The organism is Rhodococcus sp. MPR-R1B, from assembly GCF_058793255.1.
In genome coordinates, this window is record NZ_JBXAFO010000001.1 from 212,747 (window position 1) to 236,911 (window position 24,165).

Consider the following 24,165-nt stretch of genomic DNA (forward strand, 5'->3'; position numbering starts at 1 on the left):
ACTTTTGATGAATGTATAGTCCTGTATATACAGCCACCTGTCAATAGGGACACTGCAGCTCATCCGCGTGCACACACCTTGCGTTACCCCAGTACGAGTGAGCAACTGGGCACGAATCCTTGCTATTCGAGGACCGGTGCCGCCGATGCGCGACGCGCCTCGAGCGCATCGAGGATGAGATCGAGACCGTAGGCGAACTCACTCGTGTGGTCGTAAGCCGGACTCAGACCGTGATCGACGATCATCTCGTGAAGGAAGGGCAACTCTTCAGCCGGAAGGTGCTCGAGGATGTCACTCGCAACCTCTTCGACGTCGACGGGCCCGCTGATCGGCAGATTCGCCTCCTGGAGAACATATCCGCCGATGTAGCTGTCGATCAGCGAGGCTCCGTGGGCGGCCATCGGGAGTGTGAACCCGGCCTTCCGGAGCACTCCGAGCACAGCGTCGAGATGACGCAGGGTCGCCGAGCCAGGGTTGCGTCGCGAATCCAGCAGACCGAGAGCCCAACGGTGCTGCGACAGGACTGTGCGAGCGGAAAAGGCGCGTCCACGGATTGCATCTCGCCAATCCGCACACTCAATGTCGGGCAGGTCGATCGCCTCGAAGACCGCATCGACGAGGCCGTCGAGAATCGCATCTTTGTTGGGCACGTGGTGGTAGAGCGACATCGCCTCGATGCCCAGCTCCTGGGCCACCCGTCGCATCGTGACGGCTTCGACACCACCCGCGTCGGCAACGCGGATCGCACCCTCGATTACGCGAGTCCTGTTCAGCGACTGTCGCGGTTGCCGTGACACACAGACTCCCCTCCGAGGAACGAATACGTTGACAACCTTACATGCGTAAGTCACCCTTACAGGTGTAAGCCAGCCTTACGTTCGTAAGGCGCTCGCGAAGGGAGATCGCAATGCCGATGCCGAGATGGTGGGGACATGTCAACAAGCGAGTGTTCAACCCGCGTGCAATTTCGAGCGGTAAATGGCCGGTACTGACTCACGTCGGACGCACATCCGGCACGACCTACCGGACGCCCCTCGACGCCTATCCGGTCGAGGGTGGCTACGTCTTCATTCTGGTGTACGGATCAGGCTCGGACTGGGTGCAGAACGTCCTGAAAGCGGGAAGCGCTCGACTGTCGGTCGACGAGACGGAGGTGAGCCTCGGCACCCCACGCCTCGTCGCGAAAGACGAAGCATTTCAAGCACTTTCCTCAGACGTGTCCCAACCCCCGAGGCTGCTCCGCATCACCGAGTACCTTCGGATGGATCTGATTACGGCCTGAGGGTGCCCGTCACGCGAGGACCTCACGCACGGCGGACCTGACTTCGTCCATGCTGCAACCGGATTCGATCAGTTCAGTACCCGTATGCACCAGCGAGTTGATCAACTTGGCGGTGAGCTTCGGGTCCGACACGCCACGGAGGCGAAGGGCCTCGACCAGCGGAAGCACAAGACTGTCGTGCATTTCCATGATCCGCGAATCTCGAAACGTTTGCGGGGTCAGCGTCGCCAGCGCTCCGACTATCGCATGCTCCCCGTCGGCAACCAGTTGGAGGTTTGCCTCGACGTACGCCCATACCGGATCGTCTGCGCCTGCCATCGCCTCGACGATCTTGTCGTTCCAGCGCGGGAACATGTCTTCGACGACGGCACTGAGGAGATCTTCCCGGGACCGGAAGTAGTGGTAGGCACTCGACCTGGCGAGCCCTGCCTTCGCTGCCACCTCACCGAGCCCCGGCGGCCGGTCCGGGGCCTCGGACAGAAGAGCGTGTGCAGCGTCGAGGAGAGCACGGCGCTGAGCAGCACGATGCTCGACCACAGTGGGCGCATCGATCCTCGGCACCGAATCTCCTCCAGTCCCCTCGCGGGCTTACTCGCTCTGACGCAACCGACCGTCAACCATTTCGAGGATGCGGTCGCAGTGCCCGAGCACGTCGTGATCGTGGGTCACCATGATCGTAGCGACGCCTGCCTCGTGAGTTTCGCGCGAGAGCAGTTCGACCACCTCATGGCTGCGTTTGCGGTCGAGAGCAGCCGTCGGCTCGTCGACGAGCAGTAGCGAGGGATTGCTCATCAATGCCCGAGCGATACCGACGCGCTGGCGTTCACCGCCGGAGAGTTGACCGGGTCGACGATCTGCACGGTGACTCATACCGACCGAGTCGAGCAACTCCTCGGGATCGCGACCCGGCCGCCCCGTGAGCTTGGGAATCAGCCGAAGCTGATCGCGCGCCGTCAGCGCTGGAATCAGGTTGCCGGACTGAAAGACGAAGCCGACCTTGTCTCGTCGAAGTTTGGCGAGAGCACGGGCCGGCATCGCCGACACGTCCACGCCGTCGATGACAATCGTTCCACTCGACGGCCGACCGAGTCCGCCGGCCACAGCGAGCAAGCTCGACTTTCCAGCGCCTGACGGTCCGACGATCGCGACAAGTTCGCCGCACGAGACCTCCAGGTTCACGTTGTCGAGGGCGAGCACGGTGGAGTCACCGTCACCGAATCGAAGACTGACAGCGGTCAATACCAATCCGGTTGTGGTCTTTTCGACTGTGGTCATCGGTTTTCTCCCAATGCGGTGAGCGGGTTGACACGGGTAACACGGACGATGGCAACGGCTGCGCCGACCAGCCCGAGTACCGCCAAGAGCACTGCGCCGTTGACGACTGGGCCGGACTCGAGGGCGAACGGCATCCCCCCGCCTTCGAGCCCCGAACCGAGCCCCAAGCCCAGCAACACACCGAGGCCGATGGAACCAAGCAGCACTACCAGTGCCTGCGCCATGCCGTCACGAAGCAGGAAGCCGGTAGAGGCTCCCATCGCGCGCAACACTGCGAGTTCACGACCGCGCTGAACCGTCCAGATACTGAAGAATGCACCGACCACCAGCGCCGAAATCGCGTACAGAAACGCCTTGATCATCGACATTGTCATCATTTCCGCAGAGAAGCCTGGTGAGGAGTCGAAAGATTCCTCGAGCGTCTTTGCGGACGTTCCCGCCGCCGCATCGCCCGACACGAGGTCCGGCAACGCGCCACCAACGCCCCGAATCGCAACAACACTTGCTTCGGAATAGGCACTGGCATTGGCGGTTTCGCCGATCTTGGCACCGGCGTGAACCTCCTGCCAAGTACGCAGGGGCAGGTAGGCGACGTCGACGTGACCGAAAGTGCGCTTGTCTTCGGTGAATCCGACAACTGTCAGCTCCGTACCGAGTCGATCGAGTATCACGGTGTCACCGATCGCAACACCGTCGTCACGGAAGGTAGAGCTGACGATGATGTCCGTGTCGGCATGCAGCCCCCTCCCGTCGGCGGAGACGGGCTCGAGGAAGGAGCCAGGTTCGATGCCGAAGAGCGTGAGATCGACAGGCGTGCCACTGCGAGTTTTTGCATTGACGATCATGTTGCCGAAGAGCTCGGCGTCTTGGACATCGGGTTGCATACGCCATGCCTGCGCCTGCTCCTCGGTGACGACCGAGCGCGAAAACGCCGAGTCGGCTTTGGTGTCCGGTGCGAAGGCAAACGCCTGAATCGGCGTCCGCTGCAAAGCGGAGACACCGTCATTTACCAGTCCGGACGAGAGGCCGGACAGAATCACCATCAGGATCGAGATGAGGGCAACCACGGCACCCATCAAGAGGAATCGATTTCGCGCAAACCACAGTTCACGCAGGGCGAGGAACATTCGGGAAGCTCCAAAGTCGTCGATACGAGTCACGCCGACTTTTATCGACGCCTTGTCGAAATCATATCGACAAGGCGTCGAAAAACTATGTGAGATGCGTTACTACTTCCCGTAGTAGACACTCGAGGCACTGAGCGTCGTATCAGCCCCCGACGCCCACCGGTCGATCCCCGACAATCGAGATTCGATCCATCACACGACGAGCCGGGAAGTAGTCACTGGCCGCGTAGTGCTGGCAGGTCCGATTGTCCCAGAAGGCAACAGTATTCGGCTCCCACTTCAAACGGACCTGAAATTCCGGACGATTGACGTGGCGATACAGCATCGTGAGAAGTCCGTTCGATTCTTCTTCTGACACACCCAAGATCCGTTGCGTGAAGGTCATGTTGACGAACAACACCCGCCTGCCACTTTCCGGAATGATCCGAACCACCGGATGCTGCACAGCGGGGAACTTCGGACGCAACATCTCGACCGCATCCACCGGCATCGACCTGCCGAACGAGTTGATCCAATCGTGTTCTGCAACAAGCGGGTCGATACGCTTCTTGATGTCTTCAGGAAGCAGATCGTAGGCAGCTGCAGTATCGGCCCACAAAGTGTCACCACCCACCTCCGGCACCTCGACCGCACGAAGAACTGCTGCGAACGAAGGAAACTCGTGCCACGTAACGTCGTTGTGCCAGTTGTTCTCGACTCCGCCGACCATCGCATCCTTCGCCAGTGTCGTAACATCGACGTCCGTCTGCCCGGGCTGCGTGTACTTGAAGAACGGATGCTGTTCGAGATCGCCCCAACGCTCGGCAAAAGCTCGATGTTCCGCTCGGTCGAGGTCCTGATCGCGGAAGAAGAGGACTTTCCATTCGAGGAGAGCTCGGCGGAGTTCCGCAATCACGGCATCAGACAGACCCCCACCGAGTCGAATACCGGAGATTTCCGCTCCGATCGTCGGCGCGACCGCCTTGACCGCAAAGTGTTCGTACGGTGCCGGAACTACCGACTCGGGATTCCGGCGAGCAACGAGTGGACCGTACGCAGCAAGCGGGTCGGTGGGGATCGGAAAGATTGTTGCCGCAGGAAAAAGGGTAGCCATCAGGGCACTTCCTCGAAATCGCCGATGTCGTAAAGGACAAAAGTCAGATTAAGTCCGTCTCCTTAAAGTGTCAACGGTCACGTTCTCCGGCGCGAATCTTGACCCTGACGCCGCGTCAAGGTTGGAGAATGGTTTTCACAGACGGAATCCGATTCGATCACGGGAGGGCAGGGCGATGATGACCATCGGCGAGCTGGCCAAATTGGCCGGCACCACCGTCAGATCCGTGCGCTACTACCACTCGAACGGCCTTCTCGAAGAACCACAACGCCAACCCAACGGCTACCGCATGTACCGGGCGGTGGACCTGGCACGACTGAGTCGCATCCGCCGCCTGCGCGATCTGGGGATTCCTGTTGCCAAGATCGCCGAACTACTCGACGGCGACGCTCACGACACTCGGACCGCACTCGATGCCCTCGACAAGGAATTGGCGACGAAGGCCGAACAGATCGCTGTTCAGCGTGCGCACATCGAGTCGCTACGCCGCAATGCCGATCCTGAACTACCCGACGCGTTTTCGGAAGTGCTCGCACAGTACGTCGTTGCCGGTGCGCCGACAGCGTGGATCGACAACGAGCGTGAACTTCTGATCCTCGCACTCACGGTCTCCGGGGGCGATCCCGAGGTCTGCGATTCACTCCTGTCCGCCCATCGCCGGGTATTGGCCGAGCCGAACCGCGAGCAGGCCATCGAATTGATAACTCGCATGTATGCCCTCGCCGACGCACCGGCTGACGCGGACACGATTGCGGCCCTTGCCATTCAGTTCTGCGACTTCACCGAGAGCGTGCTACCCGAACAGGCTGCACCGGAGGACGCTTCCCCCACCCGGCTGGTAGCGGTACTGCGCGAACACCAAGCGGATCGACGAACCGTCACCCAGGAAAGATTCGCGAAGGCTGTGGCCGCGGAATTCGCCGCCCGTCAATCCCGCCTCTGAAAACCCCTGATTAACCCCCACATTCGAAGTGGGGTGACCAACACTGCCCGAAAATGGGCTCAACGCAAGGACACGACAATGACTGGATTCACCATGCCCAGATCACGCATGCCTCGACCACGAAGGTGGCTGGCTACCACAATCGCCGCTGCCGCGCTCGCCGTACCTGCATTGGCGGCGTGCTCGGATCCTGCTACTCCGCAGGAAGATCCACAATCGAATCTCAGCGCGTTCTACGAACAGGATCTCGAGTGGGGGCCATGCGCCACAGACACCGGAGCGTCGACCGCAAGTGAATGCGCCATGGTCACAGTACCTTTGGACTATTCCGTCCCTGACGGCAAAACGATCGAAGTGGCGATCTCGCGGGTCGCATCCACCGACCCCGCACAGCGACGCGGGATCCTGCTCACCAACCCCGGCGGCCCGGGTGGCCGAGGACTGGGATTGCCCGAGATTCTGAATGCGGGCATGACACCGGAAGTCGCAGCGGCATACGACGTCATCGGCATGGATACCCGAGGACTCGGCAAGAGCACACCGATCGACTGCGGCGTCGAACAGATGACATGGATGCGGTCGCCGGGCACCACGGACGAGGGATGGAACGAGAGTGTTGCGCTCGCACGCGAGGCCGCTGACACATGCTGGGACAAGTACCCGGACTATCTGCCGCACATCAATACTCAAAACATCGCCCGAGACCTCGACGTGATTCGTGGCGCCCTCGACCAGGAGAAGGCGTCGTACTTCGGGTGGTCGTACGGTACATACCTCGGTGCAACCTATGCTCAAATGTTCCCGGACAGGATCGACCGTGTGGTTCTCGACAGTGCACCGGATCCGAAGAAATACGGATACGAGATGTTCCAGGACATGGGCCCGGCCAACGAGAAAGCGATCGACGGATTCTCGCAGTGGGCAGCAGAACACAACTCCACCTATGCACTCGGATCGACGCCCGCCGAAGTTCGCGCCCTCATCGAGAAGCTGATCTCGGACGCGGCCACCACTCCGATACAGATCGGTGACCATGCCGTCGACGATCACGTCCTTCCATTCCTGATGTACGTCAACGGAACCGGCGACACCGAGAAGGAAAGTGAGGCATTCGCACAGGTATTGGTTCAGTTGCGCGATCTCGCCGCAGGCAAGACCGTCGAGAACATCCATCCCCAGCTGACGGGATTGATGCAGGCATGGTTCCAGACCGAACTGGGAACCGGTCCTGACTATGCCGGGACAATCGCCATCGTCTGCGGAGACGTATCGATGCCGAGCGATCCCCAGTGGTACCGCAACAAGTTGGAGGAGCACCGTGATGATCAGCCGATCTTTGCCGGCACACACAACACGATCATGCCGTGCGCGTTCTGGCGCAGTGAGGCCCCTACGCGGATCGACATCGACAACAACGTTCCGGCATTGCAGATCCAGGCAACCGGTGACACCCGCACGACGTACGACGAAGGCCTCGGCATGCATGAAGCGATGAAAGGCTCACGGCTCGTGACAGTTCCAGGCCGCACTCATGCGGTGTTCCCGGGCTACGCGAATACTTGCGCGAACGCCGCCGTCAACTCGTACCTGCTCGACGGCTCACTGCCGGCCGAAGACGTGGTGTGCGAGTCGTGACGATATCCGGCGATCCCATCACCGGAAGACCTGCGTGATCTGATGCGCGATTGCCCCTCGACAATCGCGCATCAGGCAGACAGAATAGTTCGGTGAGTCCCATTCATCGGGCCGATGGCGAGGTTTCCGCAATTGGTCGTTCCACCGAGATACTGAAGACTTTTCGTGACAGCTCAGGCGTTCTCAGCGCAGCAGCGCTTGTTCGACGGACAGGCATGGCCAAAACAACGGTGTATCGAATGGTCGACGATCTCGTCCGAGTCGGGTTGCTCGAACGGCAAGGAACCAACTACCGCTTGGGCCTCCTCCTGTTCGAGATCGGCGAATCTGTTCCACGGCAGCGAAACCTCCGCGAAGCAGCGCGGCGCCACCTTTCGGCCTTGCGTGAAGCAACGGGACACAACGTGGGACTCGCTGTATTGGACGGTTTCGACGTGGTTTACCTTGATGTCTTCCGTGGCGACGACGGACCACGCCTTCCGCAGCAAATCGGTGGTCGGTGGCCTGCACACGCAAGTTGTTCCGGCAAAGCAGTATTGGCGTTCACCAACTCTGCGGATTTCACGATGCCCACTGTCCTCGAAGTACACACCGAGAACACCATCACCGATCCCGAACTCTTCCACCGAGAACTGGATCGTGTTCGCAAGCGTGGTGTCGCCTTCGACCGCCAGGAAGCATTTCCCCGGATCGTCGGCGCCGCAGCACCAATATTCGGCCCGGACGAAGGCGTCCTCGGCGCAATCTCCATTTCCGGTATGGCAGGCCGAATAAATCTGACCCGTATCGACGCGGCGGTGCGGACGACGGCAATCGCCATCTCACGTGATCTCTCGAGTGCCCAGTCCGTCGTCCGCCCTGTCCTACAACGACGCTGACGCCGTCAACCGCGCCCGACGTACGGCATCCGGTTTGCCATGATCGTCAGAGTCGGGACATTCACGTCGAGTGGTAGATCTATCAGTTGCACAACGGTGTTCGCGACATGACGAGGATCGAATGTCGGCTCGGGCCTGGTGGTGCCGTCAGCTTGTCTTGCCGAGTGGCCGATTCCGGCTGTCATGTCAGTTGCCGCATTGCCGATGTCGATTTGACTGCAACAGATGTCGAACTCTCGGCCGTCGAGAGAGATCGACTTCGTCAAACCTGACACACCGTGTTTGGTCGCCGTGTAGGCGGCACTGTCGGGCCGGGGCGTGTGAGCGGAGAGCGACCCGTTGTTGATGATCCGGCCTCCTCTCGGATCCTGTGTTTTCATGATACGAATCGCTTCACGCGCACAAAGGAATACGCCGGTGAGATTGGCTGCGACTGTCGCGTTCCACGCTTCAGGATCGATCTCGTCCACACTCCCCGACGGCCCGAATGTCCCTGCGTTGTTGACAAGCACATCGAGTCTGCCGAAACGCTCAGTCACGGATGTGAACAACCGGTGAACCGATTCGGGCGAGGACACATCAGCGGGAATTACCACTGCGCGCTCGTGACCCCCACCTGTCGCTTCCAAGCTCACGCTGTTTCGACCAGCCAATACAACGTGGTGTCCTGCATCGAGTAGACCTCTGGCCATTGCGCGGCCGAGTCCCGACCCTGCACCGGTCACGACCACGACTCGGCCGACACGCTCAGTGATTGTCACCGTGTACCTCCGTTCCACGCCTGCCCACCAGGAAATCGAAATCGACTCCGCGGTCGGCCTGCATCACATGATCCACGAACAGTCGTTGATACCCACTCGGACTCTTTTGTACGCGTGGCGGCAACGCCTCGAGACGCCTGGCCAGCTCGTCGTCGTCGACGAGTACACGCAAGACCCCACGAGCAACATCCAACTCGATCAAATCACCATCCCTGACCGCGCCGAGAGGCCCACCGGCTCCCGCTTCAGGCGCAACGTGCAAAACGACTGTACCGAAGGCTGTTCCGCTCATTCGCGCATCCGAGATCCTGACCATGTCTCGCACACCCTGCTCGAGCAGCCTTCGAGGGAGTGGCAGATTACCTACCTCTGGCATACCCGGAAACCCCTTCGGCCCAGCACCGGTGAGGACGATGACGTCGTCGGCTTCGATGTCGAGATCCGGCGAGTCGACGCGCGCCGTGAAGTCGTCCATTCCGTGAAACACGACCGCACGACCCACGTGGCTGAGCAACTCGGGCGACGCCGCAGACGGCTTGATCACTGCACCGTTCGGCGCGAGGTTGCCGGTCAATACCGCTATGCCGGCTTGCTCCAGCAACGGTGCCGCCGTGCTACGAATTACGTCGTCGTCCCAAATCGTCTCGCCGGAGTTGTTCTCACCGAGAGTCTTTCCGGTAACCGTGGCGGCATCCAGATGGAGGATGTCCCCGAGTTCGGCGATCACCGCGGGCAGTCCGCCTGCGTAGAAGAAATCTTCCATCAAATAGGTACCCGAAGGCATGAGGTTGGCGAGCAGGGGAACGCCACGACTCTGCTCAGCGAAATCGCTGAGTTCGAGGGGAATTTCCAGCCTCCCGGCGATGGCAAGCAAGTGCACCACAGCGTTGGTGGACCCACCGATAGCCGTGTTCACCTTGATCGCATTCTCGAGAGAATTTCGGTCGACGACCGAAGACATCGTCAGATTCTCGGCGACCATCTCCACAATTCTCACGCCGCTGTCGCGTGCAAGTACACGTCGCCGTGAATCCACTGCCGGGATCGCAGCATTACCGGGGAGCGTGAGGCCCAAAGTCTCGACAATCGACGCCATCGTCGACGCGGTGCCCATAGTGTTGCAGTGACCAGGCGATCGAGACATCGCCGATTCCGCTGCTCTGAACTCACATTCGCTCATGCACCCGGCTCGCACTGCTTCACTCATCTCGAACACCGAGGTTCCAGATCCGACAGTTTTACCTTGATGGCGGCCGTTCAACATGGGCCCACCGGATACGACAATGGTGGGAAGGTCACAACTGGCTGCGCCCATCACCAGCGCCGGGGTGGTTTTGTCGCAGCCGCAGAGCAGTACGACGCCGTCGATCGGATTGGCTCGAATCGACTCCTCCACGTCCATGCTGACGAGGTTCCGATAGAGCATCGTGGTGGGGCGGATGATCGTCTCACCCAATGACATCACCGGAAACTCAACTGGAAATCCGCCTGCTTCGATGACACCCAGTCGCACCTGCTCGGCCAGATCTCTGAAGTGAGCGTTGCACGGCGTGAGCTCGGAATACGTGTTACAGATACCGATAACCGGTCGGCCGTCGAACATCCGATCAGGGATACCCTGGTTCTTCATCCACGAGCGGTGGATGAATGCATTGAGATCATTGCCTCCGAACCAATCCTGCGAGCGAAGTGTTCTACTCGTCGGTGTTCTACTCATCCGAACCCTCCAAACCAAGGATTGCCCTTGCCTCCCCAGGTGTTGCAGGCTGCATTCCGAGTCGCTGGACGATGTCGATGATGTTCTCCACCAAACGAACGTTCTCGGCCGGCTCTCCATTCGCGAGAAACGGATAGTCTTCGATTCCCACACGCACGTGCCCTCCGAGCAGGAGTGCATGAGTCAGACCACGCAGTTGATCTGGCCCGCTGATGCTCACGGAGAAGACCGATTTCTCCGGTAGGTGTTCCACCATCTGCTGCAAGATCTGCGGGGAGTACGGCATCGCATTCTGAAAAGTTCGATCAAGTCCCAGTACAAGATTGACGAGGTGCGGGCCAGGCTGCCCTTCGGTCAACGTACGTATCTCCTGGAGCAGATGTGACGGGCTGAAGGCCTCCCACTCAGGTTTGATTCCTAGTTTGCGCATTGACGCTGCCAGTTCGGCGGCACGACTGGGCGGCGTGTCCATCAGTACCTCACCGACCGGTGAGGTCACATAGGCCGTGATGGCATCGAGCGTGCATGTGTCTGCGCCGCCATGCAGGCCCTGGAGCCTCGCGTCCCAGTCCACGATGCGCGCACCGTCACTGCGAACACTCACCATGTCACCGTTGACTCCGCCGCCGGTCGAGTTGTTGATCACGATGTCGCAGCTTTGGCGGACAAGCGTATTCATCTGCCGATAGATTGCGGCATCACAGGTCGCTTGATCGTCCGGTCGTCGAGCATGAAGTGCTGCCACGCTGGCTCCAGCGCTGTGGCAGCGTGCCACATCCGCCGCAATCTGCTCAGGCTGAGTCGGAATGAACGGATTGTCGGCAACAGTGAGGAAGCCACCCGTCGGGGCAACTGTGACGATGACCTTGTCTCGCAGATCGCTCATGCCGGAACGCTCCTGTAGCTGGATGCGGCGAAGAACATGGCAATCGCCGATGCCCCCGGGTCCTCGACGCCCCTGGCGTGTTCTCCCACGTAGGTCGCGCGTCCGCGGCGGGCGAGCATCGCGCGAGTCGATTCGGCGCCGAGCCTCGCAGCCGTGGCCGCAGAGTTCAAGGCAGCGGACAAGGTTGCCCCGCTGACTGCCGCCTCGGTCAATGCGCTGGTTGCGGGGACCATGGCGTCGACCATGGTCTTGTGACCCACCTGGGCATTGCCGAGACGCTGCACCGCAGCTGTCGCCGTACCCAGGGCAGAAGCCAAGTCTGTTGCGGTCACTTCAACTCCAGAGACTGCTCCGATCCGGCCGAACCACAGACCGAGAAGTGGTCCGCTTGTCCCACCGATGTCGAGAAACGCATCCGACGTACGGGCGAACACTTCACCAGGACTGGTCGGCGGGTCGGAACGAAGTCGTTGCACCGCACTTCGCAGGCCCGTCCGCAGATTCATTCCGAAATCGCCGTCTCCGACAAGCCGGTCCAAATCTGTGAGGGAATCGAATTGATCTTCGGCGGCATCGGCAAATCGATCGATCCACGCCCGAGTGTCCCCGACGCTCAACATTGTCATCATGAAACTCTTTTCAGTAGTGCATATTCGAGTTACCAAGCGAGTGCGGGAGTGCGTACCGTTGCATCCCAGAGATCCAGAAACTCCTCGGTCGAACGGAGAAGGGTGATAGAGAGCCCGTGCATATCCAATGCAGTGACGAAAGAACCTGCAATCACACGATCCAAACCGATACCGGCATCCTCGAGGAAAGACTTTAATTCTGCAGTGGCAATGGATAATTCGAGTCCATGGGTTGCCCCTAGCCCATTCACTATCGCTATCACACCGTCCCCGCGCTCAACCCCGACAGCATCGAGGATCGGCTCCGACAACTGCGCCACGAGTTCGGCGGCAGGAACCGTCGGACGCGTCTCACGTCCACGCTCGCCATGGATTCCGATGCCGAACTCCATCTCCCCCGGCGCCAGTTCGAAGGACGGACGATCCTGTCCGGGAGCCGTGCACGAGCGGAAAGCTGCACCCAACGTCGCCGACGCCGCCACCACCCGGCGCCCCAGGTCAGCGATCTCGGAAAGCGCCCCGTGCCGTTCCGCGGCCGCCCCACAAATCTTCTCCACGGCAATTACCGCAGCGGTACCACGACGTCCAGGTCCACCCTCGTCTGCAGTCGTCGTCGCGAGGTCGTCGTCGACCATCACGATCTCCACTTGCCGCTCAGTTCCGAGTAACTCGGCCGCGATCGAGAAATTCAGTTTGTCTCCGGTGTAGTTCTTCACGATGAGAAGTGCACCCCGTCCGGTCTCGACAGCATTGACCGCAGCGCGGATCTGAAAGGCTGTGGGACTGGCGAAGACCGACCCAGGAACTGCGGCGTCCAACATGCCGGATCCGACGAACTCCGCGTGTAACGGCTCATGCCCGGCCCCGCCACCTGAGACCAACACAACTTTGTCTCGGGCGACACCCGCGCGAGTCACAAACAACGGATCTCGGTGGTAGGAGAGCATTTCCGGGTGCAGGATCTGAAGTCCTTCGAGCGCTTCGCGGACTACATCCTCGGGCCGGTTGACCACATGGCCGATCATGACGAACTCTCGGACGCCAACATTGGGCCGACAGGGAAGCGAACCGCAAACGCACTCACACACGTGCGAACGTTGTCACCGACCCGTATCCCAGCCGCCGCTGCGGGCTCGTTGACATACGAAATAGTTCCGTTGTGCCACATATCCATTCCATTGCTGATCTCGGCAGAGTCGTGACTGACCGCTACGCCGGCAAGTCCCGAATCTCCCATGCGGACGATTCCGATGATCCCCGCGTTGTCCTTGCCGATTCCGGCATCGTTCAGCACCGCCAACGCACAGCCCGTCGCAATCGCCATCCGCCCTGACTCTTGACCGCCGTTGGATGCCGCAACGACGATGCGGTCGCGGTCCGACCGTTCGATCTGCGACATACTGTCCATGACGACAATCTGTCTACCGTTCTCCACACCGACAATGTTCCGAAACATCAGTCGACGCTCCTCTCTATCAGTGCCAGCACTTCTTCGGAAACGCGGCTGCCCACACGCACACCCGCTGCGACTGCAGTCGGATTGGCATACGTCACGATGCCGCACTCCCACACGTCGTTGCCATCTCCGATACGCGAACTCTCGTGTCCGACTGCAATGCCGACGATCTTCTGGGCGTCGATCGCAGCCAAACCTGCGATTCCGGCCTTGTTCTTCCCTATGCCGGCGTCATTGCACACCACAACACGAACCCCTAACCCGACGGCGTACTCTCCAGCACTCGTCCCTCCGTGTGATCCGGTCACGATCACATCACCGGCCTGAGCCGAGGAAGCAAACGCAATCGAATCCATGATCCACACTCTCTTTCCGTTAGAGGAATGAACCAAAGTAGGTTCGGCACCTTCGGTTTCAACTACTCGCATGGACATCCACCCCTAGAATTCGACGTGCCTGATCAGGACTTGCGGGTTCACGCCCGTACCGCCGAGCGATCGAAACAACTTCGGCGACCAGATCAGGTGTGGAGGGGTATCCCAGTTCTTCGTAGTGGTAGTCACCGGCACCGATTGCTACATGGCCCCCGCGCTTGATCGACTCCTCCGCTGCTGCAAGAACATTGCCTCGGTAGGCCGAGACGATCCACTCCACTGGAAGATCAGCCGGCAGGAGGTCCAGTTGCGCACGTAGCCCTGCTGCTGTCGCCGGATGTGCAGCCGGAAACTCGTCACCACCGAGAATGAAAGCGATTACCAATGGTGACGACGGATTCCGCACCCTTGCGTGGGCGAAGATCGCGCGCGTCCAACTCACGTTGAATGACGTCTGATACGGCACCAGACCCAATTCACTAGCGCGCGAGAGTAATTCGATCTGTGTTCGAGTGTCGTTGACGAAGACCCTGGAATCGGTTGCGAACAAGCCTGTCGTCGCATCGATCAAGTCCATCGCCGCACAGCCCATGTCGACGACCAAGAAGTCCGAACGTCGTTTCGGATCACTTTGGTTCGGGGCAAGATTCGACAGCCGCTCGTCTATCGTGTAGCCGGGAACATTGGCCATCGACGGCGCAAGCAGCAGATTCGATACCGCCCGAACCCGCTCGACGATCTCTCCGTAGGTCGCCGCCGAGTGATCCACGCCGCCGTCCACGGCTCGACCGTGAAAATGCATCAACGACGCCCCCGCATCCTCACAAGCGAGGGCAGTGTCGGCTATTTCGCTGGGCGTCCACGGAATGTGGGGATTGGGTGCGCGCATGGTGTTCTCGTTGACGTGCACTCCGATGATTACCGGTTTATCCGTTGTACTGGACGTTGCCTCAAGAGTCATGTCGCTCCTTCGGAAGATTCCAACCGGCTGTCATCGACTGACCTCCGTCGACTGTCCACGTCTGACCCGTCACGAAACCGGCGCCGGGACCAGCGACAAAGGTCACGACTTCGGCAATCTCAGCCGGCTCCGCGTAACGGCTCAACGGGATCGATTGCAAGATGGCGCTCTGCATTTCAGGGCTCTGGGCCCGACTTGCAAGCGGTGTCCGCGTCGAACCCGGTGCAACACAATTGACTCGGATCCCCTCGCCGGCGAGCTCGATCGCGAGTTGTGTGGTCAACGCGACCACGCCACCTTTCGATGCGGAATACGCAGCACGGTCTACGCTGCCGCGTAGGCCGGAAACCGAGGCAATTGTCACCACGGATCCGCCGCCATCTGCGGCGAGCAGATCCACGAACTCCCTGACCACCGCAAACGTGGAAACGAGGTTCAGCTCGAGGGTTCGCCTGAATCGATCGGGTGTGGTGTGCCGGATCGGCGCGTTGTCCGCGGTTCCCGCCGAGGTCACAACCGTGTCGACACGACCGAACAGCTCTTCGGCGACGTCGCGAAGCCGTCGGATGTCTCCCTCATCGGTGACATCCACTCGAACGCCGACCGTCCGTGTATCTGGTTCTGGCGCAGTGTCTCCGGATGTATGCGACAGGTCGGCAGAGATGACATGCCAACCCAAGTCGGCGAATCGTTTGCACGTTGCCAGGCCGATCCCGGATGCGCCACCAGTGACGATCGCTACCTTCCTACTCACGACTACAGCACCTTCCTCATGTCGCGAATGGGATTCGACCCGTCCCACTCCTTCGATGCAGCCTCGACTGCGCGAAACAGATCGCCCTTCCTTCCGCTGACCTCCGAGACTTCGATGACTGTTCCCGGATACGGGCCGTCCTCGTAGTACACGAATCGCTCGTCCGGTGCGCCACTACCGGATCTACCACTCTGCAATTCGACGAGCCCTCGGTTCTTGGATTCCTCCACATATCGATCGAAATCCGTTGTCCAGTAGGCAACATGTTGAAGTCCTTCGAGCCCTCGATCGGCGAACTCGCGAAATGCCGACGGCTCATCGTTGTGTTGTTGAATCAGCTCGATCTGCGCGCTTCCGCTGTGCGCGAGCGCCACACTGAATCGAGGCGCACTCGACTTGCCACGGAAGACGAAGTCGTTCAACGGTTGGTCCTCCACGAAGAAGAAGGGGCCAACGCCGACAACGTCGATCCAATGCTTCAGCGCGCTGTCGATGTCGTTGACCACAAAACCCAATTGGCGCAAAGGCCCGAAGTATCTACTCACGAAGTCCTCGTTTGTTCGTTGCCGACGAAACCACGGTCGACGACTGTGATCCTGATAAGTGATGATGTCCTGCGCATGCTCGCCTGAAGAATGAAGAATTCCCGTTGATCGGGAATCTTCCGGGGCCGAGACTCGGCTCAAGCCTGTTCAGGTGCAACCAAGGTTCCGGCGTCGCGCTCCGCCCGGTAATCCAGTGTCAGTTGGTCGTTGGCCTTGTCGGCCTTTCTGGTGATCACCTTGAGCAGCAGCACGATCAATGCTGCCGTCGCCAGCACCGCGGAGTACACCCCGATTGCCGGTGTGAAACTGTTGGTCGCGTCCTTGATCCAGCCGGTGACCTGTGGACCGAAATAGCCTCCGAGGTTACCCATTCCGTTGATGACACCGAAACCTGCCGCCAAGGCAGCGCCGGTAAGGAAGCTCGAAGGCATGGTGATGAAGATGCTCATCGAACTGTAGAGACCGATCCCGGCGATGCAGAATCCGAAGATAGCGACAACCGGTGTGGTGAAGAACAGCGCAGCAATAGCAAATCCGAGTGCTGCGACCGATGCGGCGATGGCGAAGTGCACGGGGCGCTCTCCGGCGCGGTCCGAATGGCGCGTCCACCAGATCATCGGTCCGATCGCAATCAGTGCAGGTAGTGCGGCAACCCATCCGATCTGATTGGTGCTCATCCCGAATTGCGCGTAAATCTGCGGCATCCAAATCTGGAAACCGTTGAGGCTGAAGGTGAAACAAATGAACACGGAGATCAACACCAGTACTCGTGGGTGCACGAGTCCCTGGAGGAAGCTGTGCTTACCGACGACCGCTTCGCGCTCTTGCGCCTCGGACTCGAGCGTATCGGTGAGCCAACCGCGTTCTTCCTCGGAGAGGAACTCCGCCTCCGAAGGCTTGTCCCGCAGAACCTTGTAGATCACAAACGCCATGACCACAGCGGGGACGCCGGTGAGAATGAAAACCCATCGCCATCCGGAAAGCCCGAGAAAGCCGTCGATAGCCATCAGGTGTGTGGTGATCGGAGTACCCAGGCCGGAGATACAGATGAAGGTCACGATCCACGCCATTGCTTTGCCTCGATCCCGATTCGGGAACCACTTCGAGACGAAGAACAGCATGCCGGGCGAAAAGCCGGCTTCGGCAATACCCAACAGGAATCGTGCTGCCACCAATCCGCTGGCACCCTGAACGAACGCGGTTCCGATGGTGACCACGCCCCACGTGATCATGATTCGTGTGATCCAGCGCCGCGCACCGACCTTTGTGAGGATGTAGTTGCTCGGGGGTTCGCAGATCGTGTAACTCCAGAAATAGATTCCGGCCGCGAACCCGAACATCGAGGCCGATATTCCGAGTTCTTTGTTCATCGTCAATGCTGCAACGCCGATGTTCAATCGGTCGAGATACAGGACGATGTATGCCAATCCGATGACCGGCATGAAGCGGAGCATGACCTTCCGGACGGTCCTGGCCGGAAGGGGAAGTTGCTCGGTGACTGTTCTTTCGTGACGCATGATTCACCTCGTACTCATTCGAACACATCATTGTGATGGCTGACACAGAGACGATGCGGGTCGCGATTCGAACTTCACAGACACGATTCCCGATGATCGGTACTCGATTCGTGAGCAATCGACCAGCCGGGGTGACAAGAAAGCGGAGTGCCTGTCGGTTTCGACAGGCACTCCGTGCGGTGAAATAACATAGGCGTCCCGAGGGTATTCAGCCAGTCAGCTCGCTCTTGATCTCGTTCTTGAGAACTTTGCCGACCTTGGAGCGAGGTAGATCGTCCCAGACGATGACTTGCTTCGGAGTCTTCACACTTCCGATGCGAGCCTTCACGAAAGCCATCACCTCGGCGCCGTCGATGTCGGCGCCGAGGTGCGGTTGCACCACTGCCACAACGCGTTCGCCCCACTTGTCATCCGGCAACCCGATCACTCCGCAGTCCTGAATCCCCGGATACGCCATGAGTGCCTGCTCCACCTCGACCGAATAGACGTTGAAACCGCCGGTGATGATCATGTCCTTCGCACGGTCGACGATGAACAGGAAATTGTCCTCGTCCAGGTACCCGATATCGCCGGTGTGATGCCAGCCGTGGGCTGACGCTTCCGCGGTTGCGTCGGGGTTCTTGTAATAACCCGCCATCACCAACGAACTGCGAATCACCACCTCACCACGCTCGCCATGTCCGAGCAGCGCGCCTTTGTCGTCCATTATCCCCACTGTCACCAGCGGCGACGGTCGACCCGCCGACGAAAGTCGTGACGTTGCGACAGTGCCGTCCGAGCCGAAGTGCTCCTTCGGTGACATCGTCGAGATCATCATGGGGGCTTCACTCTGCCCGAACAGCTGAGCCATGACCGGGCCGATCTTGTCGATCGCCTCCGCGAGTCTGGTCGGGGAGATCGGCGCCGCTCCGTACCAGAAGCATTGCAGCGAGCTGAGATCCGTGGCCGACAGGGCCTCGTGCTCGAGCAGCATGTAGATGAGCGTCGGCGGCAGGAAGGTGTGAGTCACCTTGTGCTTCTGAACGTTCGCGAGGAAGTACCCGAGGTCGGGCTTCGGCATGATCACTACTTCGCCGCCGAGGGCCATGATCGGGAAGCACAGAACACCGGCGGCGTGAGTCAACGGTGCCAGCGCCAGATACACCGGGCGCCCCTCGAACGGATAACTCATCAAAGTGATTGCGGTCATCGTCTCGATGTTGTGCCCGGTCAACATCACTCCCTTTGGCCGTCCAGTTGTACCACCGGTGCCGACCAGCATGGTGACGTCGTCGGGCGCAGCGACGTCGAGTTCGTCTTCCCCGAGCCAGCTTTCGAGAGATTGTGCCGATTCCGATTCGCCGTCGATGCAGACGAGCGTCACCAACTGGGGAAGCGCATCCTTGATCTGGTCGACTAGCGGCGCATAGGACTTTTGGAAGAACAGAGCGCGACAATCGAACAAATCCAACAGGTCTCGGTTTTCCGCAGCTTCGTTGCGAGGGTTGATCGGGCACCAGACGCCGCCGGCCCGGCTTATTCCGAATACGCACGAGAACGAGATCGGGTCGTTGCCGGACAGAATCGCGACCTTTTCGCCCGGCGCGATGCCCGAAGCCGCGAGCGAAGCTGCGAAGCGTCGGCTGAACTGTTGCACCTCGCCGTAGGAGAGAGTGCGCTCCCCCATCGTCAAACACGGTGCGGTGGAACCAAGAGAGGCTCCCTTGTCGAGATAGTCGGTCAAACGCATGGGGAGCCTCCAGGGCGGGGCTCCCGGCGCGCTACACGCCGGGAGCCGTGAACATGATGACGAGGGCGACGAGTTAGGCGTTGATGGTTACTTCCGGCTCCAGAGCCAGCCCGAAACTACGTAGCGCGCCGAGCAGTTCGCGATGGCCGAACGCCTGGCAAGCCGAGGCAAGCCCGGTCCGCTTCGGCGCCTGCTGGAGCAGAGAATGCGCTGCATAGGCGTGCAGGAGGCCCGTCTGCTTGTAGTTACAGTTTCCGTGGATCACGACGTGCGAGCGACCCAGCGGGCCCGACGCGTAGACGGAGTCGAGTGAGGTGTTGATTCGCGGATTCTCACGAGGGGGCATACCGGCCTGAACCGATCCGGCGATCTCGGCCAAGGCGGCTTCCTGCTCGTCGGCGGGCAGGGTCTTGATCTGCTCCTCCACGATCTTCTGCGTCGCGACAACGCCTTCCATCACGGTGCGGTCGAACACTCCGCCCGCAGCCTTGACGTTGGAAACTCGCGGATCGTTCTTGAACCACACCGGGTGGCATGTTCCGCCCCACGGCAATGCAAGCGCAGTTTCGTGCTGGCCCGGAACGACGACGTCGAAAGTCTGGCCGGGCGCCCACTGCACGTACTTGTTCTGCTCGAGGTAGTACCAGTTCGCCTTGAGGATGGTGAAGATCGTCTGAGTGGACGCGTAGGTGGGAAATCCCTTCCACAGCACGAGGATGTCGAGCGTATCGAGCCCCGGCGTTTCCAGTGCGATATTGGCCGCGATCTCACCGGTGGTGTACATCTGCGCGATACCGGGCGAGAGAAGCAGGCCCTTCTCCTGATACTTGTCGCTGAACTTCTCCTGGACGTCGAGTACCCAGTCCTGCTCACCGGTGGTATCCATGTAGTGGCAACCGGCATTCAACGCAGCCTCGACGACGGTCCCGCCAAGCTTGATGAACGGCCCGACCATGTTGCTGACAACCTGTGCACCGGTGAACAATTCGGTGAGAGCCTCGACCGTGTGCTCGACCTCGACGACCTCGTGATCGACGGTGTCCAAACCAGGGATCTTGTCGAGGACCTCTTGGATGCGAGCGGCGTCGCGGCCGGCTGCGATGAACGGGATGTTGAACTCGCGCAGGTATTCACACACCAGACGGCCGGTGTACCCGGAGACGCCGTAAACGATGACGGGCTTCTTTTCGGACATGTTCGTGGAACCTTTCGAAGACGTGAGAAGGGTGTACGTACGAATGAAGGGCGAGTTACATGCCCATGCCACCGTCGACCGGTAGGCCGATTCCGGTGATGAATCGCGCGGCGTCGGAGGACAAGAACACAACGGCGTCAGCCATGTCGTTCACTTCACCGAGGCGGCCGAGCGGGGTGAGGCCGATGACGTCTCCGACTGCTGCTTCGGCGCTGGGCCAGAGACCGAGCTTCTCCATGTCCGCCGCGAGTCCGAGACCCATCTCCGTGGCGACAAGACCTGGGTAGATGCAGTTGACGCGGACTCCGTAGCCGAGCTTGCCCGACTCGGCGGCGGCAACTCTGGTGAAGCGATCGACCGCGGACTTGGTCGCGGAGTATCCACTGATCCCGGGAAACGGAATGGTTGCGGCCACTGAAGAGATGTTGATGACGGAACCGCCGGTTCCGGCTACGCCACCCGGACGCATGCTGCGCAGTCCGTGTTTGGTTCCGAGCGCTGTTCCGAGGATGTTGACCTCACACATACGGCGGATGTCATTCGGATCGAGGTCGACCACCAGCGAGGAAATCTCGATGCCTGCGTTGTTGACGAGGATGTCGAAGCCGCCGAGAGTCTCCGCGGTGGCGGCGACTGCCTCTTCCCAGTTGGCATCGTCGGTGACGTCCAGCTTTACGAAGCCGGTTTTGACTCCGCCCGAACCAACAGCCTCTGCGGTGGCACGACCCTCGTCTTCGAGAACGTCGCCGATCATCACTGACGCCCCCGCCTTCGCCAACGCCTCAGCCATTCCGGCTCCGAGCCCCTTGGCACCACCAGTGACCAGTGCTTTTCGTCCCTCGAGATCAAACACGCTCATTTTCGACTGCCTCCATGACTGAAACGACTCTCTCGATGCCACCGTTCACAGCGACGCTGCCAAGTGGTGTGAGTCACAGAGTATTCAACTTTGGACGAGTGTCAAGAGAAATCTTGACGACTGTCAAGATTTTGTTACACGCTCGTCAAAGACCAAGGGTTAGACTGATTCGGACGCGGCGATCGTGCCGCTGTGGAAACCGCAGGGAACAGGACGTGCCATCGTGACCACGACAGTCGAGAAGCCTAGTGAGGCAGGGAAAAACGCTGCACCTAGCTCCCCGGACCAGCAGTCCGACTCCGCGAAGCGGTCCGACTCCGCCAAGCGGTCCAACGCAGACAAGGTGTCGCGTCGCCAGGTCGACAAATTCTCCGAGCGACGTGATCAACTCGCCGAGGCCGCACTGCAAACCCTGGCCGAATTGGGCTACGCACGCACGAGCCTGCGCGAAATCGCCCAGAATTCGGAGTTCTCCCACGGCGTCCTGCACTACTACTTCAGCGACAAGGTCGATCTCATCACCCACTGCGTGCGCCACTACAAGGCACGCTGCGTCACCCGCTACGACGGCATCGTCGCCACCGCGAAGACACCGGAGGAACTGAAAACCGGTTTCGGCGCACTGCTCGCCGAGACCATGATCGAAGAACCCACGATGCACCGCCTCTGGTACGACCTGCGCGCGCAGTCGATGTTCGAGGAGTCGTTCCGAGCCGACGTCGCCGCGATCGACGAGAGTCTCGAAAACATGATCTGGCGCATTGTTTCTCGCTACGCCGAACTTCTCGACGTAGAGGCATCGGTCACCTCGGCGGCGATGTACGCAATCTTCGACGGCCTGTTCCAGCAGAGCCTGCTGCGCCATCTGTCCGGCGATCAGACTGCCGCAAACTATCTTTCGGAGAGCGTCCAGCAGATGCTGCCTCTGGTAGTGCCCACTCCCTGATCAGCGAGCAGCGATGCCTTCCGCGACGTACCTGGCTCCGCGATCGAATTCTCCGACCACGTCGTAATCGGCGTCTTGCCGCCAGAAGCGGACCAACGCTCCGTACGTACCACCGATCATCTGTGCGAGAAAGAGCGGCGGGTAGTCCGATCTCACTTCGCCGGCTTCGATACCGGCAGTGACGATCCGCAGAAGTTCCACGTGGAACCGATGATCGTGGGCCGCCCCCGCTCCGGAGGAGGCGAAGTCGCGCTCGAGTTCTGCAGTCACCATGCGCAGATAGCGCGGATGCATGATCGCTTGCTGCGCAAAATCCTGAAAAATCCGGGAGATCCGATCAGAAGTCGGCATCGGCGATTCCATGAGCTGATCCACCAGTGCCGCAAGCTGATCGAGATGATCACTGTGCAGCGCCTCGAGAACCGAGTCCTTGCCCTGGAAGTAATTGAAGAAGGTGGCTCGCGACACCTCGGCTCGCTCGGCGATGTCGTCGACGGTCGTGCTGGCGAAACCCTGCGCCGAGAACAGAATTCGAGCAGCCGAGAGCAACCTGTCGTTGGTGTCGCGCTTGTTCTGTTCTCGTTTGGAAATCACGTCGACCTGCCCTTCTCCGCCTCAGCACACAGTCTTCGCCACAGTCCGGAATGTGTCCAATGTCCGTCCCGTCAGGTGACGCACCTCCGCCTCCGATAGGTGGACTACAGTCCAATTATGTCGACTGTTTCCACCGAACGCCATGACCGCGTTCTCATCGTCAGGATCGAACGCGAAGAACGCCGTAACGCGATCAACCGTGAGACTGCCGAGGGAATCGAAGCCGCGCTGAATCTTCTCGACGACGACCCTGATCTGTGGGTCGGCATCATCACCGGAACCTCCAACATCTTTTGCGCCGGAACCGATATCCGAGAGCGGGCCGACCTTCGCATGCCTCGCGGCGGTGAGTACGGCGTCATTCGGCGCCGGCGGAACAAGCCCCTGATCGCTGCAGTCGAGGGCTACGCGCTTGGTGGCGGTTTCGAAATCGCACTGGCCTGCGATCTGATCGTCGCCTCTGCCACAGCGCAATTCGGCCTTCCCGAAACCAAACGCGGTCTGGTTGCGACGTCCGGCGCACTCTTTCGGGCTCCTCGCGCGCTTCCGATCAACGTCGCCCGTGAACTCTTGATCACCGGCCGCACACTCGATCCCGAACGGGCAAAGGACCTCGGCGTCGTCAATGCAGTCACTGCCCCTGGTAAGGCACTCGACGAGGCACTGGTGATGGCAGCGGAGATCTGCGAGTCCTCCCCCACCTCCGTGAGTCTGAGTCTGAAGGCCATCGAGGCTCTCTACGCCGACGCCGACGCCGACGGATGGAAGGTCACCGACGACGCCAAGGACGCAGTGTTGCGCTCTCCGGACATCGCCGAAGGACTCGACGCTTTCGCCACTCGTCGGACACCCCGGTGGAGCGGACTGCCGCCCGCATGACAGACCACAATCCGAGACAGATTTCCTATACGTCTGGTCGGAAAGGGTATGAACCGGTTACAGTCTCTCCTGTGACGGGAATCGGCGCATACGAGACGGGCACGCTGCTGACGCGGCGGCGCCATGTCGA

26 protein-coding genes are annotated in these 24,165 nt (G+C 60.2%); 6 read left to right on the forward strand and 20 right to left on the reverse strand.

Going from position 1 to position 24,165, the window contains the following annotated elements:
• Nucleotides 1-122: 122 nt before the first annotated feature.
• A complete protein-coding gene (locus tag AC1Q61_RS01015; RefSeq protein WP_149357910.1) occupies nt 123-797 on the reverse strand; it encodes a TetR/AcrR family transcriptional regulator C-terminal domain-containing protein in 675 nt (224 codons plus the stop codon).
• Nucleotides 798-907: 110 nt separating this feature from the next.
• Between AC1Q61_RS01015 and AC1Q61_RS01020 the strand changes: the two genes are divergently transcribed.
• Nucleotides 908-1,282 carry a nitroreductase family deazaflavin-dependent oxidoreductase gene (locus tag AC1Q61_RS01020; RefSeq protein WP_042926095.1) on the forward strand — a complete coding sequence of 125 codons (375 nt, stop codon included), beginning with the start codon at nt 908-910 and terminating at the stop codon, nt 1,280-1,282.
• 9 nt (nt 1,283-1,291) lie between these two features.
• Here AC1Q61_RS01020 and AC1Q61_RS01025 read toward each other — a convergent pair whose 3' ends face one another.
• The 4 genes from AC1Q61_RS01025 to AC1Q61_RS01040 all read right to left on the reverse strand — a co-directional run bounded on the left by AC1Q61_RS01025 (nt 1,292) and on the right by AC1Q61_RS01040 (nt 4,777).
• On the reverse strand, nt 1,292-1,843 hold the full coding sequence (locus tag AC1Q61_RS01025) for a TetR/AcrR family transcriptional regulator (RefSeq protein ID WP_007732757.1): 552 nt from the start codon (nt 1,841-1,843) through the stop codon (nt 1,292-1,294).
• A gap of 27 nt (nt 1,844-1,870) precedes the next feature.
• Nucleotides 1,871-2,557 (reverse strand): ABC transporter ATP-binding protein, encoded by a 687-nt coding sequence (locus AC1Q61_RS01030; protein WP_003939803.1) that lies wholly within the window; start codon nt 2,555-2,557, stop codon nt 1,871-1,873.
• Nucleotides 2,554-3,684, reverse strand: coding sequence for an ABC transporter permease (locus tag AC1Q61_RS01035; RefSeq protein WP_003940527.1), 1,131 nt, complete (start codon nt 3,682-3,684; stop codon nt 2,554-2,556). Before AC1Q61_RS01035 ends, AC1Q61_RS01030 begins: the two co-directional genes overlap by 4 nt.
• 142 nt (nt 3,685-3,826) lie before the next feature.
• Entirely contained in the window at nt 3,827-4,777 is a 951-nt protein-coding gene (locus AC1Q61_RS01040; RefSeq protein ID WP_042926093.1) for a TauD/TfdA dioxygenase family protein, read from the reverse strand.
• A gap of 175 nt (nt 4,778-4,952) precedes the next feature.
• Here AC1Q61_RS01040 and AC1Q61_RS01045 point away from each other — a divergent pair, with 175 nt between their 5' ends.
• The 3 genes from AC1Q61_RS01045 to AC1Q61_RS01055 all read left to right on the forward strand — a co-directional run bounded on the left by AC1Q61_RS01045 (nt 4,953) and on the right by AC1Q61_RS01055 (nt 8,233).
• Nucleotides 4,953-5,720 carry a MerR family transcriptional regulator gene (locus tag AC1Q61_RS01045; protein ID WP_030536956.1) on the forward strand — a complete coding sequence of 256 codons (768 nt, stop codon included), beginning with the start codon at nt 4,953-4,955 and terminating at the stop codon, nt 5,718-5,720.
• A gap of 78 nt (nt 5,721-5,798) precedes the next feature.
• On the forward strand, nt 5,799-7,355 hold the full coding sequence (locus AC1Q61_RS01050) for an alpha/beta fold hydrolase (RefSeq protein WP_042926109.1): 1,557 nt from the start codon (nt 5,799-5,801) through the stop codon (nt 7,353-7,355).
• A 92-nt stretch (nt 7,356-7,447) separates the two neighbouring features.
• Complete coding sequence (locus AC1Q61_RS01055) at nt 7,448-8,233, forward strand: IclR family transcriptional regulator (protein ID WP_042926091.1); 786 nt, start codon at nt 7,448-7,450, stop codon at nt 8,231-8,233.
• Between the two features lie 5 nt (nt 8,234-8,238).
• On the opposite strand, the gene AC1Q61_RS01060 is transcribed toward AC1Q61_RS01055, so the two are convergent.
• From AC1Q61_RS01060 to AC1Q61_RS01125, 14 genes are all read right to left on the reverse strand, one after another.
• A complete protein-coding gene (locus AC1Q61_RS01060; protein WP_007732761.1) occupies nt 8,239-8,994 on the reverse strand; it encodes an SDR family oxidoreductase in 756 nt (251 codons plus the stop codon).
• Nucleotides 8,981-10,711 (reverse strand): IlvD/Edd family dehydratase, encoded by a 1,731-nt coding sequence (locus tag AC1Q61_RS01065; RefSeq protein ID WP_215516092.1) that lies wholly within the window; start codon nt 10,709-10,711, stop codon nt 8,981-8,983. The genes AC1Q61_RS01060 and AC1Q61_RS01065 overlap by 14 nt, the downstream gene beginning before the upstream one ends.
• Nucleotides 10,704-11,597, reverse strand: coding sequence for a beta-keto acid cleavage family enzyme (locus tag AC1Q61_RS01070; protein WP_007732764.1), 894 nt, complete (start codon nt 11,595-11,597; stop codon nt 10,704-10,706). Before AC1Q61_RS01070 ends, AC1Q61_RS01065 begins: the two co-directional genes overlap by 8 nt.
• Entirely contained in the window at nt 11,594-12,223 is a 630-nt protein-coding gene (dhaL, locus tag AC1Q61_RS01075; protein WP_007732765.1) for a dihydroxyacetone kinase subunit DhaL, read from the reverse strand. Before dhaL ends, AC1Q61_RS01070 begins: the two co-directional genes overlap by 4 nt.
• Before the next feature lie 32 nt (nt 12,224-12,255).
• Nucleotides 12,256-13,251: a dihydroxyacetone kinase subunit DhaK gene (locus AC1Q61_RS01080; protein ID WP_042926089.1), complete on the reverse strand. Its 996-nt coding sequence runs from the start codon at nt 13,249-13,251 to the stop codon at nt 12,256-12,258.
• Nucleotides 13,248-13,682: a hypothetical protein gene (locus tag AC1Q61_RS01085; RefSeq protein ID WP_042926087.1), complete on the reverse strand. Its 435-nt coding sequence runs from the start codon at nt 13,680-13,682 to the stop codon at nt 13,248-13,250. Before AC1Q61_RS01085 ends, AC1Q61_RS01080 begins: the two co-directional genes overlap by 4 nt.
• Complete coding sequence (locus tag AC1Q61_RS01090; RefSeq protein ID WP_128638072.1) at nt 13,682-14,038, reverse strand: hypothetical protein; 357 nt, start codon at nt 14,036-14,038, stop codon at nt 13,682-13,684. Before AC1Q61_RS01090 ends, AC1Q61_RS01085 begins: the two co-directional genes overlap by 1 nt.
• A 58-nt stretch (nt 14,039-14,096) precedes the next feature.
• Nucleotides 14,097-15,017, reverse strand: coding sequence for a beta-keto acid cleavage family enzyme (locus tag AC1Q61_RS01095; RefSeq protein WP_215516093.1), 921 nt, complete (start codon nt 15,015-15,017; stop codon nt 14,097-14,099).
• Complete coding sequence (locus AC1Q61_RS01100; RefSeq protein ID WP_042448491.1) at nt 15,007-15,771, reverse strand: SDR family NAD(P)-dependent oxidoreductase; 765 nt, start codon at nt 15,769-15,771, stop codon at nt 15,007-15,009. The genes AC1Q61_RS01095 and AC1Q61_RS01100 overlap by 11 nt, the downstream gene beginning before the upstream one ends.
• Nucleotides 15,772-15,773: 2 nt before the next feature.
• The gene (locus AC1Q61_RS01105) at nt 15,774-16,316 is read right to left on the reverse strand and encodes a VOC family protein (protein WP_042448493.1); all 543 of its coding nucleotides are present in this window, start codon (nt 16,314-16,316) and stop codon (nt 15,774-15,776) included.
• A gap of 137 nt (nt 16,317-16,453) precedes the next feature.
• Nucleotides 16,454-17,833, reverse strand: coding sequence for an MFS transporter (locus AC1Q61_RS01110; RefSeq protein WP_007732774.1), 1,380 nt, complete (start codon nt 17,831-17,833; stop codon nt 16,454-16,456).
• Nucleotides 17,834-18,041: 208 nt separating this feature from the next.
• Nucleotides 18,042-19,562 carry an AMP-binding protein gene (locus tag AC1Q61_RS01115; protein ID WP_215516094.1) on the reverse strand — a complete coding sequence of 507 codons (1,521 nt, stop codon included), beginning with the start codon at nt 19,560-19,562 and terminating at the stop codon, nt 18,042-18,044.
• A gap of 73 nt (nt 19,563-19,635) precedes the next feature.
• A complete protein-coding gene (locus AC1Q61_RS01120; protein WP_003940189.1) occupies nt 19,636-20,757 on the reverse strand; it encodes a DUF5938 domain-containing protein in 1,122 nt (373 codons plus the stop codon).
• 55 nt (nt 20,758-20,812) lie between these two features.
• A complete protein-coding gene (locus AC1Q61_RS01125; RefSeq protein ID WP_007732778.1) occupies nt 20,813-21,616 on the reverse strand; it encodes an SDR family NAD(P)-dependent oxidoreductase in 804 nt (267 codons plus the stop codon).
• Nucleotides 21,617-21,959: 343 nt separating this feature from the next.
• Here AC1Q61_RS01125 and AC1Q61_RS01130 point away from each other — a divergent pair, with 343 nt between their 5' ends.
• The gene (locus tag AC1Q61_RS01130) at nt 21,960-22,562 is read left to right on the forward strand and encodes a TetR/AcrR family transcriptional regulator (protein WP_042448650.1); all 603 of its coding nucleotides are present in this window, start codon (nt 21,960-21,962) and stop codon (nt 22,560-22,562) included.
• Here the strand turns inward: AC1Q61_RS01130 and AC1Q61_RS01135 are convergent, their stop codons facing one another.
• Nucleotides 22,563-23,156, reverse strand: coding sequence for a TetR/AcrR family transcriptional regulator (locus AC1Q61_RS01135; RefSeq protein WP_003940428.1), 594 nt, complete (start codon nt 23,154-23,156; stop codon nt 22,563-22,565).
• 117 nt (nt 23,157-23,273) lie between these two features.
• On the opposite strand from AC1Q61_RS01135, the gene AC1Q61_RS01140 reads away from it, so the two are divergent.
• The gene (locus tag AC1Q61_RS01140) at nt 23,274-24,035 is read left to right on the forward strand and encodes an enoyl-CoA hydratase-related protein (RefSeq protein ID WP_215516095.1); all 762 of its coding nucleotides are present in this window, start codon (nt 23,274-23,276) and stop codon (nt 24,033-24,035) included.
• Nucleotides 24,036-24,165: the final 130 nt, after the last annotated feature.